This window comes from Micromonospora sp. NPDC020750 (assembly GCF_044334565.1).
Classification (GTDB): Bacteria; Actinomycetota; Actinomycetes; order Mycobacteriales; family Micromonosporaceae; genus Micromonospora.
The window spans coordinates 441,303-454,681 of sequence record NZ_JBIRTH010000001.1; the positions used below are offsets into that span (position 1 = coordinate 441,303).

The following is a 13,379-nucleotide window of genomic DNA, read 5'->3' on the forward strand; positions in this document are numbered from 1 at the left end:
GGGCGCTCACGACGCGGGTCGACCCCTCCGCGGGTCGGGGCCGCGTCGTGTCCATGCCCCCGACGAAGGGACCACTTCGTGAGTCGGCTGTGGAGCCGGTTCGGTGCCCGTACCGCCGCCGTCGCACTGCTCTCCGTGGGCGTTGCCGGCGGCTTCTATCTGGGCGAAGACCGGGAAACTCAGCAACAGGGCCTGACCGCGCAGGTCGGCCTCCAGGTCGACCAGGCCGAGTACGACTACCAGCGCGACCGGCAGGCCGAGCACCGGGTCAGCTCCGCCAAGCAGCGGGCCGCCGAGTACCAGGCCAAGCTGCGCGCCGCCGCGGCGGCGAAGGAGGCCGCCGAGCGGGCCCGCGAGGCCGAGGCCGCGGCGGCGTCCCGCAAGAAGGAGCGCGAGGCGGCGGCGAAGAAGGAGGCCGCCGAGAAGGCGGCGGCGGCAACCAAGACGAGCAAGCCGTACGACGGCCCGATCCCGGCCTCGTGCAGCGAGTACGGCGGCAACCGGAAGATCGGCTGCGCGCTGATGCTCGACGCCGGCTTCGGCATCGACCAGTTCCCGTGCCTGGACAAGCTCTGGACCAAGGAGAGCGGCTGGAACCACAAGGCCCGCAACCCTTCCTCCGGCGCGTACGGCATCCCCCAGTCGCTGCCGGGCAGCAAGATGGGCTCGGTGGCCGGTGACTGGGAGACCAACCCGGCCACCCAGATCAAGTGGGGCCTCGGCTACATCAAGGGCCGGTACAACAGTCCCTGTGGCGCGTGGAGCCACTCGCAGAGCAGCGGCTGGTACTGACCGGCGAAGCATCGAGGCGGCGGGGGGTGCGGAATTCGCACCCCCCGCCGCTGTCATGTCGGGACCGGTTTCACCCACGGGTGGCGGTCGGCGGGGTTTGCTGATAGCTCTTGGGGGGTGACCCTGCACGGCGAACCCCCGGGTGGCGACCCGCGACGCTTCGGCACCGAGGCCTTCTACGCCTCGATCGGCCGCGCCTTCGTCGCCATGTGCGCCGTCGTGCCGGTCCTCTTCCTGGTCGAGGGCCTCGACGCCGGCCTCGGCATCGACCTCGACCTGGCCGGCGGCATCATCCCGCGCCGCATCGACGGGCTGGACGGGGTGCTCTTCTCGCCGTTCCTGCACGCCGACTTCAACCACCTCTACAGCAACAGCGTGCCGCTGATCCTGCTCGGCACGTTCGTGCTCGCCGCCGGCTTCCGGCGCTTCCTCTGGTCCACCCTGGTCGTCGTGCTGGTCAGCGGGCTGGGCGTGTGGTTCACCGGCTCGCCGAACTCGGTCGTGGTCGGGGCCAGCGGGGTCATCTTCGGCTACCTGGGCATCCTGCTCACCCGAGGCGTGGTCGAGCGGAGCTGGTGGAACTTCGGCGTGGTGCTGCTGGTCGGTCTGCTCTACGGCTGGCAACTGCTGGGCATCCTCCCCACCGACGGGCGGATCTCCTGGCAGGGCCACCTCTTCGGGCTGGTCGGTGGCGTGGTCGCCGCGATCCTGTTCCGACGCCGCCGGGCCGAGTCCGATCCGTACGACCTGGACTCGCCGCTCACGCTGCCCTGACACGGCCCCTTCCCCTGCCGCCCGGGCGCGGCACGCGGGTGTGGGACGTGCTTGCCCCGGTCCCGCGCCGGGCCTACGGTCGCACCAGAACGCGTTTATCCATGAGCGGAAAGTGACGGTACGTCATGCCCGAGGTGGACGTCGCAGTGATCGGTGCCGGTCCGACAGGGCTCTTCGCCGCGTACTACGCCGGGTTCCGAGGGCTCTCCGTGGCGGTGGTCGACGCGCTGCCCGAGGCAGGTGGCCAGATCACCGCGATGTACCCGGAGAAGTTGATCCTCGATGTGGCCGGCTTCCCGGCGGTCAAGGGCCGGGACCTGGTGGCCAACCTGGTCGCCCAGGCCGCCCCGTTCCACCCGCGGTACCTGCTCGGCACCCGGGCCGAGAAGCTGTCCCTTGCCGAGGGGCGGCCGGTGCTCGGCCTCGCCGGCGGCCAGCAGCTCTCCTGCGGCGCGGTGGTCGTCACCGGCGGTCTGGGCAGCTTCAGCCCGCGTCCGCTGCCGGTGGCCGACAGCTTCACCGGCGCCGGGATCGTCTACTTCGTGCCGGAGCCCGCCGCGCTGGCCGGCCGGGACGTGCTGATCGTCGGCGGTGGCGACTCGGCGTTCGACTGGGCGCTGGCGTTGCAGCCGCTGGCCCGCTCGGTGACGCTGGTGCACCGGCGGGAGAGGTTCCGGGCCCACGCCGGCACCGTCGCCCGGGTGCAGGAGTTGCCCGTCCGGGTCATCGTCAACGCCGAGGTCACCCGGCTGTACGGGGACAGCGCGGTGACCGGTGCCGAGATCACCGTGCGGGGCGGTGAGCCCGAGACGCTGCCGGTCGACACGGTGGTGGCCGCGCTCGGCTTCACGGCCGACCTGGGCCCGATCGCCGAGTGGGGGCTACGACTGGACCGCCGGCACATCGTGGTGGACAGCGCGATGGCGACCAACCTGCCCCGGGTGTTCGCGGCCGGAGACATCACCGAGTACCCGGGCAAGGTCCGGCTGATCGCCACGGGCTTCGGCGAGGCGGCCACCGCGGTCAACAACGCCGCCGTGGCGATCGACCCGTCGGCCCACCTCTTCCCCGGCCACTCCTCCGACGCCTGACCCCGCCCCGCCCCCCACCCGCCCCCCACCCGCCCCCATCCCCACCCGCATCCGCGCGCCGATCTTGCAGTGGCGGCCCGGGCGAAGGGTGCAGAAGGGGCGAAACGGGGGCCCGAAGTGCAAGATCGCGGGGTGGACGGGTGGGTGGGGGGGTCAGCGGGGGAGGCCGATGAGGTCGGCCATCAGGGCGGTCTGGTGGTCGAAGTACGCGTCGCGGTGCGGTAGTGCGCGGTTGATCCGGCCGAACAGCTCGAAGCTGATCAGCCCGAAGAGCTGGGTCCAGCCGGCCATCCCCCGGGCGAGCAACGCCGCAGGCAGCCCGGGGGCGAGGTTGTCGGCGACCTCCGCGAGGTCCGTCCGGAGCGGTTCGGGCAGCTCTCCCGGGTCGGGGGCGGCGAGCCGCCCGGCGACCATGCCGTCGTGCAGGATGCCGATCAGGGTGGCCGGTGGGCGCTGGGCCGGTCCCACCGTGTCGTCCGGGGCGGCGTACCCGGGGACCGGGCTGCCGTAGAGCAGCGCGTACTCGGCGGGGTGGGCCAGGGCCCAGTCACGGGCCGCCCGGCACGCCGCGTGCCAGCGCCCCCGCAGGTCGAGCCGGTCCGGGCCCGCGTCGGCCGCCTCCACCGCCGCCCCCAGCGCGTCGTACGCATCGATGATCAGTGCGGTGAGCAGGTCGTCCCGGCTCGGGAAGTAGCGGTAGATCGCCGAGGACACCATCCCCATGTCCCGGGCCACCGCCCGCAGGCTGAGGTTCGCCCCGTCGCTGGCGAGGTGCCGGCGGGCGACGGCCTTGATCTCGTCGATCATCTCGGCGCGGACCCGGGCGCGGATCGAGGAGGCGACCATGGTCCCTACTCTGCCACAGCCGAGAGCGGCCATCAAAATAGAGAGCACTGCTCTTGACTGGTGGCTGGGCGGGGCTGCATGCTGGGCGGGCCACATCGAGAGCAGTGCTCTCTAGTCGTACTGATGCTTCGAAAGGTGATCTGTGATGTCGCTACACGTGATCGTCGGCGCCGGGCCCGTCGGGACCGCCACCGCCCGCCTCCTCACGGCCGCCGGCGAGCGGGTCCGGGTGGTCACCCGGCGCGGGACCGGCCCGGACCACCCGACCGTCGAGCGGGTCGCCGCCGACGCCGCCGACCCGGACCGGCTCGCCGCCCTTGCCGAGGGCGCGGTCGCCCTCTACAACTGCGCCAACCCGGCGTACCACCGCTGGCCGATCGACTGGCCGCCGCTGGCCGCCGCGCTGCTCACGGCCGCCGAGCGCGCCGGCGCGGTGCTCGCTACGGTCGGCAACCTCTACGGGTACGGACCGGTCGACGGCCCGATGACCGAGGCGACCCCGCCGGCGGCCCCCGGCACGAAGGGGCGGGTCCGCAACAGGATGTGGGCCGAGGCGCTGGCCGCCCACCGCGCGGGCCGGGTCCGGGTGACCGAGGTGCGCGGCTCCGACTACCTGGGCGCCGGCGCCACCTCGCTGCCGATGATGCTGCTGCCCGGGGTGCTCGCCGGCCGCCGGGTGGTGCTGCCCGTCGACTTCGACGCCCCGCACACCTGGACGTACGTCGACGACGTCGCCCGTACCCTGGTGGCGGTCGCCGCCGACGGGCGCGCCTGGGGCCGGGCCTGGCACGTGCCCAGCCCGCCCGCGGTCTCCGCCCGCGAGTTGGCCACCCGGGCCGCGGTCCTGGCCGGCGCCCCCGCCCCGAGACTCACCCGGCTGCCGTACCCGGCGCTCTGGCTGGGCGGGCTGGTCAACCCGTTCGCCCGGGAGCTGCGGGAGACCGCCTACCAGTTCGACCGGCCGTACCTGCTCGACTCGACCGCGGCCACCGCCACGCTCGGCCTCGCGCCGACCCCGCTGGACCGCGCGCTCGCCGAGACCGTCGCGGCCCTGCGCGGCGCCACCCCGCCCGTCGACCGGACGCCGGTCGGTGACCGTCGGCGCTGAGCCGGAGCCCTCCCTATCGGTGGCGGGCCGGGGTGCGGGCGGCGATCACCACCGCGACCAGGGTTAGCGCCGCACCCAGCAGCGTGGCCACGCCGGGGTGTGAGGCCGCGGTCGGCAGCACGAGGTCGAGCAGGACGGCACCGACGACCTGGCCGGCGATGGTGGCCAGGCCGAGCAGCAACACCCCGGTGAAGCGCACGATGGCCGCCGCGATCGCGATGAAGACGATGCCGATCGGCCCGCCGAGATAGAGCCACGGCTCGGTCGGCAGGCTTCCGGCGGGGCCGCCCCGGACGGCCACCCCGACCGCGAACGTGACGAGCAGCGCGACGGTGCCGACGGTGAAGTTGACCAGCGTGGCGGCCAGTGCGCTGCCGGAGGCCGCCGTGACCCGCCCGTTCACCGCCTGCTGCCAGGCGAGGCCGATCCCGGCCAGCAGCGGCAGTACGGCCAGGCTCAGCGTGCCCGGGTCGCCCAGCCGGTCACCGACCGCCAGCAGCACGGCCAGCACGGTCAGCGCCGCGCCGAACAGGCGGTTCGGGGTGACCGCCTGGCGGCCGGTCGGTCCGATCCCGGCCCGGTCGACCAGCAGGCTGCTTCCGGACTGTCCCGCGACCACCGCCACGGTGAACACGGCCACGCCGAGCGTGCCGATGGTCAGCCCCTGGCTGGCCACCAGGAACGCGCCGCAGACGCCGCCGAGGCACTGCCACGGCCGCAGCGTCCCGTCCGCCAGCGCCGCCCGCAGCGCGGACAGGCCCCGCCGCCCCGCCGGGGTGGCGGGCACCAGCACCAGCAGCACCAGCAGGCCGAGGCCGAACGACACCACCGCGGCGGCGATCCCGTCGGCCAGGCGTACGCCCAGCTCGCCGTTGATCCGGGACTGCACGGCGACGGTGCACCCGGAGGCGACGGCCAGCCCGACGCCGGTGATCCGGCGGCTGGCCGTCAAAGTCGGCGGCGCGGTCGTGGTGGTGACCGTCACTCCTGCTCGGCCAACGGACGACCGTCGAAGTCGATCGTCGAGTACAGCGCCAGCTTCTCCAGCCGGTGGTACGAGTCGATCACCCGGATCGTGCCGCTCTTGGAGCGCATCACGATCGACTGCGTGTACGCCCCGCCGGCCCGGTAGCGCACACCGCGCAGCAGATCGCCGGAGGTGACCCCGGTGGCCACGAAGAAGCAGTTGTCGCCGGTGACCAGCTCGTCGGTGGTGAGCACCCGGTCCAGGTCGTGCCCGGCGGCGAGCGCCTTCTCCCGCTCCGCGGAGTCGCTCGGCCAGAGCTTGGCCTGCATCATCCCGCCCATGCACTTGAGGGCGCAGGCGGCGATGATCCCCTCGGGGGTGCCGCCGATGCCCATCAGCACGTCGACGTCCGACTCGCCGCGGGCGGCGGCGATGGCGCCGGCGATGTCGCCGTCGGAGATGAACCGGATGCCGGCCCCAGCGCGGCGGATCTGGGTGACCAGGTCGTCGTGGCGCGGGCGGTCCAGCACGCAGACGGTGACCTCGGAGATGTCGGTGCCCTTGACCTTGGCGATCCGGCGCAGGTTGTCGGCCACCCCCGCGTTGATGTCGACCACGTCGGCGTAGGCCGGGCCGACGGCCAGCTTCTCCATGTAGAAGACGGCGCTCGGGTCGAACATCGCCCCGCGCTCGGCCACGGCGAGCACGGCGAGCGCGTTCGGCATGCCCTTGCTCATCAGCGTGGTCCCGTCGACCGGGTCCACCGCGACGTCCACCTCGGGGCCGGTGCCGTCGCCGACCTCCTCGCCGTTGAAGAGCATCGGGGCGTTGTCCTTCTCGCCCTCGCCGATCACCACGACGCCCCGCATCGGGATCGAGTTGATCAGCTTGCGCATGGCGTCGACGGCCGCCCCGTCGCCGCCCTCCTTGTCGCCCCGGCCGACCCACCGGCCGGCGGCCATCGCCGCCGCCTCGGTGACCCGGACCAGGTCGAGGGCGAGATTGCGGTCCAGATCCTGGGGGGTACGCGTCCTGGTGCTCGTCATGACGGCTTCCTCCTCGCGACGTTGCGGGGTGGACCGGCGGCATGCGGTCGTCGCCGCCGCCAGTTTTGTCGCTGATCCTCACACGATCGTCAACTTATCGCCGGGTCGGGGCGCTGGTGGCCACCTTCCCGCCAACCGGTCGGTGGAACGGACCACCCCGTTACTCCCGCTCACCCCGGCCAGCTGGGAAACGCGCCGGCTGCGGGTGGTGGTGGGCCCTTCTCGTTCGTCGGGGCCTGGAAGGATGGGGAGGTGGATCCCGCACAGCCCGCCGAGCGCACCCCCACCGAGCCGACCCCTGCGTCGCCCGCTCCGTCGGAGCCGACCCCGCCGGCCACGGCCGGGGAGCCGGCCCTCGTCGAGCCGGCGTCCACCCGCCCGGCCGGGCCGGGCGAGCGTTCCGCGCCGTCCCCGGCCGGGCCGTCGGCGTCGCCCGGTCGGCCCGGGGGCCGACCGGCAGCCGGCAAAGAGAAGAGCAGGTCCGAGCGGTCGCCGAAGGACATGGCGATCTCGCTGTTGGTGCTGCTGGTCCCCATCGTCCTGCTGCTCGCCTTCTACCGGGGCTTCCTCGGGGGCGACCAGCCGAGCACCGTCGACCCGGCCCCGGCCCTGGAGCAGGCCCGCGCGGCCAACGCGTTTCCGGTGAGCCAGCCCACCGGGCTCGGCGACGACTGGAAGACGGTCAGCGCCAGCTACCGCAGCGTGGAGGGCGGCTCCAGCCTGCGGGTCGGCTACCTGACCCCGGAGGGGCGGGGCGCACAGCTCGTGCAGAGCAACGTGCCGCCCGAGCAGCTGCTGCCCGCCGAGCTGACCGCCGAGGGGCAGCCCCAGGGCCCCACCGAGCTGGGTGGGCGCAGCTGGCAGCGGTACACCGCCCGGGGCAACGAGCAGGCCCTCGTGCTGCTCGAACCGGACCGCACGGTGATCGTGGTCGGCGACGCCCGGGAGAACGAGCTGCGCCGGCTCGCCGACGCCGTCCGTTAGGGCGGGCCGCCCGCGTGGGGCGGCGGGACGGATGGACCGGACAGGGATTGCCGAAGGCGGCGACAGGGAACAGAAGGTGTGCGACCTCGTCGGCGCAGCCAGCCGGACGGGACTCGTGCGTCGGAGCCAGCGCTCGGGCTACGGCGCGACGCCTCCGGTGCCCTGCGCGGGCCGGACGACCCACTTGGAGAGGTTCACGTGACCATTCGTCGCTTCAGCGCAGCGGTCTTCGCCGCGACGCTGCTCACCCCTGGTCTGGCAGCGTGCAACAGCACCGGAACCGGAGAGGCGGGGCCCTCCGCGTCCCCGACGGTTTCCGGCATCGCGGCTTCCGGCAGCGCCACCCCGGGGAGCGCCTCGCCCGGTACGGGCGACGCCAAGCAGGCCCTGTTGAACTCGACCAACGAGATCCGCAACGGAAACTTCCGGTTCACCATGGCCGGCGTCGGCACCACCGTCGAAGGGCGGGTGCACGAGCCGAGCCAGAGCGCCGAGATGAAGCTGACCATCGGCGACGCCTCCTCGGACGTGTCGATGAAGCTGGACCTGGTGCACCTCAAGCCGGACAGCTGGGTCAAGCTCGACCTCGGTGGCCAGGCGGCCAAGCTGCCCGGCGTGCAGAACCTCAACCTCGGCAAGTACCAGCACCTCGACCAGACCCGGATCAAGGGCAACCGCAACCTGGCCTTCGACTTCGACAAGGTCGACCCGGCCGGCAGCGAGGTGCTCACCCAGGGCGTCACCGAGGTCCGGCAGACCGGCGAGGGCGCGTACGCGGGCACGATCGACGTGACGAAGGCCGCCGAGGCCGGCTCGCTGAACGCCGAGCTGATCAAGACGCTCGGCCAGCAGGCCCGTTCGCTGCCGTTCACGGCGAAGCTGGACCCGCAGGGCCGGCTCAGCGAGCTGGTCATCCAGATCCCGGCGTCCGGCCAGAACAAGGCGCAGGACATCAAGATCACGTACGCCGACTACGGTGCGGCGAGCGCCGCCCAGCGCCCGCCGGCGGCCCAGGTCGTCGAGGCTCCCAACGAGCTGTACAACCTGTTCAGCTGAGGCTCGGGCGGGTGTGGGGCCGGCCGTTGCCGCCCCGCACCCGCCGTCAGGCGTCCGGCCCTTGCTGACGGGCCGCGTCGATGCGGGCCCGCGCGCCGTCGAGCCAGCGCTGGCAGATCTCGGCCAGCTTCTCGCCGCGTTCCCAGAGCGCCAGCGACTCCTCCAGCGAGGTGCCGCCCGTCTCCAGCCGTTCCACCACCGAGGCCAACTCGGCGCGGGCCTGCTCGTAGCTGAGCCGCGCGTCCGGCCCGGCGTTCTTCTCGTCAGTCATCGGTCCCATCCCAGCACATCCCCGTCCGTCCGCCACGCCGGGCGCTCCGCCGTTCCGTACCGAGCCGCCCGGTCGGCTCGCCGCGTCAGGCCAGCCCGGTCGGCTCGCCGCGTCACGCCAGCCCGGTCGGCTCGCCGCGTCACGCCAGCCCGGTCGGCCGCCGCGTCACGCCGCTCGCTCCGCCGGCTCGCCCTGCGCGCTCAACCGTCGTGGCCGGCTCGCCCCCGCGCTCAACTGTCGACCGTCGCGGCCAGCTCGCCTTCGGCGAGGCGTACCCGCAGTGGGTCGCCCCCGCCCACCTCGCCGGCCGATCGGACCACGTGGCCGTCGGCCCGCTGGACGATCGCGTAGCCCCGGTCGAGGGTGGCGGCGGGGGAGAGGGCGCGCAGCCGGGCCAGGGTGTGCCGCAGCTCCTCCCCGGCCGCGCCGAGGCGGTGGTCCAGGCAACGACCGGCCCGCTGGCGCAGCGCGGCGACCTCGGTGGCCCGCTGCTCCACCATCACCTGCGGCCGGGCCAGCACCGGCCGGGACCGCAGCCCGTCCAGGCGGTGCGACTCCCGGTCGACCAGGTTGCGCACGGCCCGTTCCAGCCGGTGCCGGGCCTGCCCGATCAGGCGCAGCTCCTCGCCCAGGTCGGGCACCACCCGCTTGGCCGCGTCCGTCGGCGTGGAGGCCCGCACGTCGGCGACGTAGTCGACCAGCGGGGCGTCCGCCTCGTGGCCGATCGCGCTGACCACCGGCGTACGGCAGGCGAACACCGCCCGGCACAGCGCCTCGTCGGAGAAGGGGAGCAGGTCCTCGATGCCGCCGCCGCCCCGGGCGATGACGATCACGTCGACGGTCGGGTCGGCGTCGAGCACCCGCAGCGCGTCGACGATCTGGGTGACGGCGCCCGCGCCCTGCACGGCCACGTTGACCGTGCGGAACTCCACGGCCGGCCAGCGCCGACGGGCGTTGGTCAGCACGTCCCGCTCGGCGGCGGAGGCGCGGCCGGTGATCAACCCGACCCGCCCGGGCAGGAACGGCAGCCGCCGCTTGCGGGCCCGGTCGAACAGCCCTTCGGCGGCCAGCAGCTTCTTCAGCTTCTCCAGCCGGGCCAGCAGCTCGCCGAGCCCCACCTGGCGGATCTCGTCGGCGCGCAGGCTCAGCGTGCCCCGGGCCGCGTAGAACTCGGGCTTGGCGTGCAGCACCACCCGGGCGCCCTCGCGCAGCTCGGGGGCGCCCGCGTCGAGCACGTCCCGGTTGGTGGTCACGGTCAGGCTCAGGTCGGCCGCCGGGTCCCGAAGGGTGAGGAAGACGGTGCTGGCCCCGGGCCGCCGGCTGATCTGCGCCACCTGCCCGTCGACCCACACCCAGCCGAGCCGGGCGATCCACGCCCCCACCTTCTGGCTGACCACCCGTACCGGCCACGGCTCCTCGGAGCTGCTCCGCCCGCTCTCACCCGCGCTCACCCCCTCACCCTACGGACGCCCCTGACGATCACGGGTCCCGCGTCGCCGGTGGGGCGTCTCGCGGCCCGAATCCCGCGGCCTCCGGTCGACGGCTGGGGGAGCAGCCCGGCGGTCGGCGGGGCTGTGGCGGGGATCGCAGCGGCCGTCCGGCTCGGGGCCGGCACGTAGGATGGGCGGGTGACCGAGGCTCAGGCGACCCCCCAGACCGGCAAGCGCGTGCTCCTGGCCAAGCCCCGCGGCTACTGCGCGGGCGTCGACCGGGCGGTGCAGACCGTCGAGGAGGCGTTGAAGCTCTACGGCGCCCCGATCTACGTGCGCAAGCAGATCGTGCACAACAAGCACGTGGTGCGCACGCTGGAGGACCAGGGCGCGATCTTCGTGGAGGAGAACGAGGAGGTGCCGGAGGGCGCCACCGTGATCTTCTCCGCGCACGGCGTCGCCCCCGAGGTCTACGAGCAGGCGAAGGTCCGCTCACTCAAGGCGATCGACGCGACCTGCCCGCTGGTGACCAAGGTCCACCAGGAGGCGAAGCGGTTCGCGGCCGAGGACTACGACATCCTGCTGATCGGCCACGAGGGGCACGAGGAGGTCGTCGGCACCGCCGGCGAGGCCCCCGCGCACATTCAGCTCGTCGACGGCCCGGGCGACGCCGACAAGGTCACCGTCCGCGACCCGAGCAAGGTGGTCTGGCTCTCCCAGACCACGCTGTCGGTCGACGAGACCCTGGAGACCGTGGCCCGGCTCAAGTCCCGGCTGCCGCTGCTCCAGTCGCCGCCCAGCGACGACATCTGCTACGCCACCTCCAACCGGCAGCACGTGGTCAAGGAGATCGCCCCCGAGTGCGACGTGGTGCTGGTCGTCGGTTCGCGCAACTCGTCGAACTCGGTCCGGCTGGTCGAGGTCGCCCTGGACGCCGGCGCCCGCGCCGGCCACCTGGTCGACTTCGCGCACGAGATCGACGACGCCTGGCTGACCGAGGCTCGCACCGTGGGGCTGACCTCGGGCGCGAGCGTCCCCGACGAGTTGGTCCAGGAGGTGCTGGCGCACCTCGCCGAGCGGGGCTTCACCGACGTGGACGAGGTGGTGACCGCCAACGAGCGGCTGATCTTCTCCCTGCCCCAGGAGCTCAAGCGGGACATGAAGGCCGCCGCGGCGGTCACCCGGGCCTGACGGCCGTCCGGCGCCCGACGGTCAACCGGCGGCCGTCGCGCCTGACGGCCGGGCCTGCCCGGCGGTTCACCCGTCCGGTCCGGTGCTGGTTCGTCGCCCTCGGCGGCGAACCGTGGCCCCGGCGTCGGAACGGATCGTCGTCCGGGCGCGTCCGAACAAGTATGAAGACTCCTCGGATGGCCCTCGCCGCCCTGGTCGTCTGCGCCGCGCTGAGCGCCTGCGGCGGCCAGGGGGCCGGTGACGGCACGCCCGCCCCCAGCCCCTCGGGAGGATCGCCGATGACCGACGCGACCAGCACCGGACCGACGGCCCCGGCAGACCCGACCGCCACCGTGCCGCCCCCGTCGGCGCCCACCAAGCCCCCGCAGGGGCCGAGCCGCCCGCCGGGCCCCGGCGCGGCCACGCTGACGGGCACCGTCGAGGCCGGGGTGGAGCCCGGCTGCCGGCTGCTGGACGGCCACCAGCTCATCGGAGGCCCCGCCGACGTGCTCACACCCGGCACGAAGGTCACGGTCACCGGCCAGGCCAAACCCGACATGATGACCACCTGCCAGCAGGGCATCCCATTCGTCGTCGAGTCCGCCCGCCGCGGCTGACCCCTACCCGACCGAACGGGACGACCCGGCAGCCCGTCCCCGCCCGACGCGGGCGGGCTGCCGGTGACGCTGGACGTCAACGCGGACCAGGACGATTCGCCCCGAAGATCAGTCGGCCGTGGCCGATCCCGCGTTGAGGGACGCCGGATCCACATCGGGGACGGCGAACCTGGGGTTCGACCCCGCTGCCACGACACGCATGACGAATCCCGCGGCCTCCTCCAGCTGGCGCGCACTGGTCAGCCCACCGATCACCGCAGTCCGTCCGCCGAGGTCAGCGGTCAGCGCTGCGGCGCGTTCGAGCGCGTCGGGCTGGTCGCCGCAGATCGCCACGACCGGTGCCGAGTCCTGCGGTCCCGTGTAGGGCCAGGACGCTCCGGCGAACAGGTGGAGTGCCTTCACCACGTGCGCGCCCCGCGCGAGGCGGGCGACGAGCTCCGCGGCCGAACCCGACGTGGGCTTCAGCTGCCCGGTGGCGTAGTCGACGGCGTTGGTGCAGTCGATCACCGTCATGCCGCTCAGGGAGCCGTCGGCCCCGCCGACGAGGGCGAGCGCCTCCTCCAGGCCCTCCCATGCGACCGCGACAACGACCACGTCGACCCGTGCCGCGAAATCGGCGGGTCCGACAGCCTCAGCCGCGCCGCCGATCTGGCCGGCGACCCGGCCGGCGTTTTCCGAACTGCGCCCCGTCACCACGACCGCGTGGCCAGCCGCCGCCCATGCTCGGCCGAGCGTCGTGGCGAGGTTGCCGGTTCCCAGGATTCCTACGTTCACGGTGATCTCCTCGATCTGTGGATGACCTGGGAAACGCTAAGACGGCGGTTCCTACCATCTGGTAGGAGATCGCTGCGACACTGGGAGGATGATCGACGGGACCTGCCAGACATTCGTGTCGGACTGTCACGTCCGCACGGCAGTCGAACTGATCAACCACGCGTGGGATCCCGTCGTCCTGTCGGCACTGCGCGCCGGCCCCACGAGGCGCAACGACCTGTTGGAACGCATCGCGGGCATCAGCGACAAGGTCCTGACGCAGGCGCTGCAACGGCTGCGAGCGCGGGGGCTGATCACCCGGCGGGGCAACGACGAACGGGTGCCCGGGCGTCGCGGCGTCGTCTATCAGCTGTCGCCTCTGGGCGAGTCGTTCGCCAACGGCCCACTCGCGCAACTGGCCCAGTGGGCCGCAGCGCACCAGGCGGAGCTCCTCGAGCCGTCAACAACGTGACG

At 73.5% G+C, this 13,379-nt stretch carries 15 protein-coding genes; 9 read left to right on the forward strand and 6 right to left on the reverse strand.

What is annotated here, in order from left to right; translation table 11 throughout:
• Positions 1-78: 78 nt before the first annotated feature.
• The 3 genes from ACH4T9_RS02155 to ACH4T9_RS02165 all read left to right on the forward strand — a co-directional run bounded on the left by ACH4T9_RS02155 (position 79) and on the right by ACH4T9_RS02165 (position 2,657).
• The gene (locus ACH4T9_RS02155) at positions 79-792 is read left to right on the forward strand and encodes a lytic transglycosylase domain-containing protein (protein WP_396669363.1); all 714 of its coding nucleotides are present in this window, start codon (positions 79-81) and stop codon (positions 790-792) included.
• A 117-nt stretch (positions 793-909) separates the two neighbouring features.
• A complete protein-coding gene (locus ACH4T9_RS02160; RefSeq protein WP_350880785.1) occupies positions 910-1,566 on the forward strand; it encodes a rhomboid family intramembrane serine protease in 657 nt (218 codons plus the stop codon).
• A gap of 125 nt (positions 1,567-1,691) precedes the next feature.
• Positions 1,692-2,657, forward strand: a complete 966-nt coding sequence (locus tag ACH4T9_RS02165; RefSeq protein ID WP_396669364.1) for an NAD(P)/FAD-dependent oxidoreductase — start codon at positions 1,692-1,694, stop codon at positions 2,655-2,657.
• A 153-nt stretch (positions 2,658-2,810) separates the two neighbouring features.
• On the opposite strand, the gene ACH4T9_RS02170 is transcribed toward ACH4T9_RS02165, so the two are convergent.
• Entirely contained in the window at positions 2,811-3,503 is a 693-nt protein-coding gene (locus ACH4T9_RS02170) for a TetR/AcrR family transcriptional regulator (protein ID WP_396669365.1), read from the reverse strand.
• Positions 3,504-3,648: 145 nt separating this feature from the next.
• On the opposite strand from ACH4T9_RS02170, the gene ACH4T9_RS02175 reads away from it, so the two are divergent.
• Positions 3,649-4,611: an NAD-dependent epimerase/dehydratase family protein gene (locus ACH4T9_RS02175; RefSeq protein WP_396669366.1), complete on the forward strand. Its 963-nt coding sequence runs from the start codon at positions 3,649-3,651 to the stop codon at positions 4,609-4,611.
• A gap of 13 nt (positions 4,612-4,624) precedes the next feature.
• On the opposite strand, the gene ACH4T9_RS02180 is transcribed toward ACH4T9_RS02175, so the two are convergent.
• Together ACH4T9_RS02180 and glpX are read right to left on the reverse strand one after the other, a co-directional pair.
• Complete coding sequence (locus tag ACH4T9_RS02180; protein ID WP_396669880.1) at positions 4,625-5,563, reverse strand: DMT family transporter; 939 nt, start codon at positions 5,561-5,563, stop codon at positions 4,625-4,627.
• Between the two features lie 29 nt (positions 5,564-5,592).
• Positions 5,593-6,624 (reverse strand): class II fructose-bisphosphatase, encoded by a 1,032-nt coding sequence (gene glpX, locus ACH4T9_RS02185; RefSeq protein ID WP_396669367.1) that lies wholly within the window; start codon positions 6,622-6,624, stop codon positions 5,593-5,595.
• Between the two features lie 252 nt (positions 6,625-6,876).
• On the opposite strand from glpX, the gene ACH4T9_RS02190 reads away from it, so the two are divergent.
• Together ACH4T9_RS02190 and ACH4T9_RS02195 are read left to right on the forward strand one after the other, a co-directional pair.
• Entirely contained in the window at positions 6,877-7,608 is a 732-nt protein-coding gene (locus ACH4T9_RS02190) for a DUF4245 family protein (RefSeq protein WP_396669368.1), read from the forward strand.
• A gap of 198 nt (positions 7,609-7,806) precedes the next feature.
• Positions 7,807-8,664 carry a hypothetical protein gene (locus tag ACH4T9_RS02195; protein ID WP_396669369.1) on the forward strand — a complete coding sequence of 286 codons (858 nt, stop codon included), beginning with the start codon at positions 7,807-7,809 and terminating at the stop codon, positions 8,662-8,664.
• A gap of 46 nt (positions 8,665-8,710) precedes the next feature.
• Here the strand turns inward: ACH4T9_RS02195 and ACH4T9_RS02200 are convergent, their stop codons facing one another.
• Together ACH4T9_RS02200 and xseA are read right to left on the reverse strand one after the other, a co-directional pair.
• On the reverse strand, positions 8,711-8,935 hold the full coding sequence (locus ACH4T9_RS02200) for an exodeoxyribonuclease VII small subunit (protein ID WP_396669370.1): 225 nt from the start codon (positions 8,933-8,935) through the stop codon (positions 8,711-8,713).
• Between the two features lie 230 nt (positions 8,936-9,165).
• Positions 9,166-10,386 carry an exodeoxyribonuclease VII large subunit gene (xseA, locus tag ACH4T9_RS02205; RefSeq protein WP_396669372.1) on the reverse strand — a complete coding sequence of 407 codons (1,221 nt, stop codon included), beginning with the start codon at positions 10,384-10,386 and terminating at the stop codon, positions 9,166-9,168.
• 177 nt (positions 10,387-10,563) lie between these two features.
• On the opposite strand from xseA, the gene ACH4T9_RS02210 reads away from it, so the two are divergent.
• Complete coding sequence (locus ACH4T9_RS02210; protein ID WP_396669373.1) at positions 10,564-11,556, forward strand: 4-hydroxy-3-methylbut-2-enyl diphosphate reductase; 993 nt, start codon at positions 10,564-10,566, stop codon at positions 11,554-11,556.
• Positions 11,557-11,717: 161 nt separating this feature from the next.
• Positions 11,718-12,152, forward strand: a complete 435-nt coding sequence (locus ACH4T9_RS02215) for a hypothetical protein (protein WP_396669374.1) — start codon at positions 11,718-11,720, stop codon at positions 12,150-12,152.
• A gap of 108 nt (positions 12,153-12,260) precedes the next feature.
• Here ACH4T9_RS02215 and ACH4T9_RS02220 read toward each other — a convergent pair whose 3' ends face one another.
• Positions 12,261-12,926: an NADPH-dependent F420 reductase gene (locus ACH4T9_RS02220; protein ID WP_396669375.1), complete on the reverse strand. Its 666-nt coding sequence runs from the start codon at positions 12,924-12,926 to the stop codon at positions 12,261-12,263.
• 88 nt (positions 12,927-13,014) lie between these two features.
• On the opposite strand from ACH4T9_RS02220, the gene ACH4T9_RS02225 reads away from it, so the two are divergent.
• Positions 13,015-13,377: a winged helix-turn-helix transcriptional regulator gene (locus tag ACH4T9_RS02225; protein WP_396669376.1), complete on the forward strand. Its 363-nt coding sequence runs from the start codon at positions 13,015-13,017 to the stop codon at positions 13,375-13,377.
• Positions 13,378-13,379 lie beyond the last annotated feature (2 nt).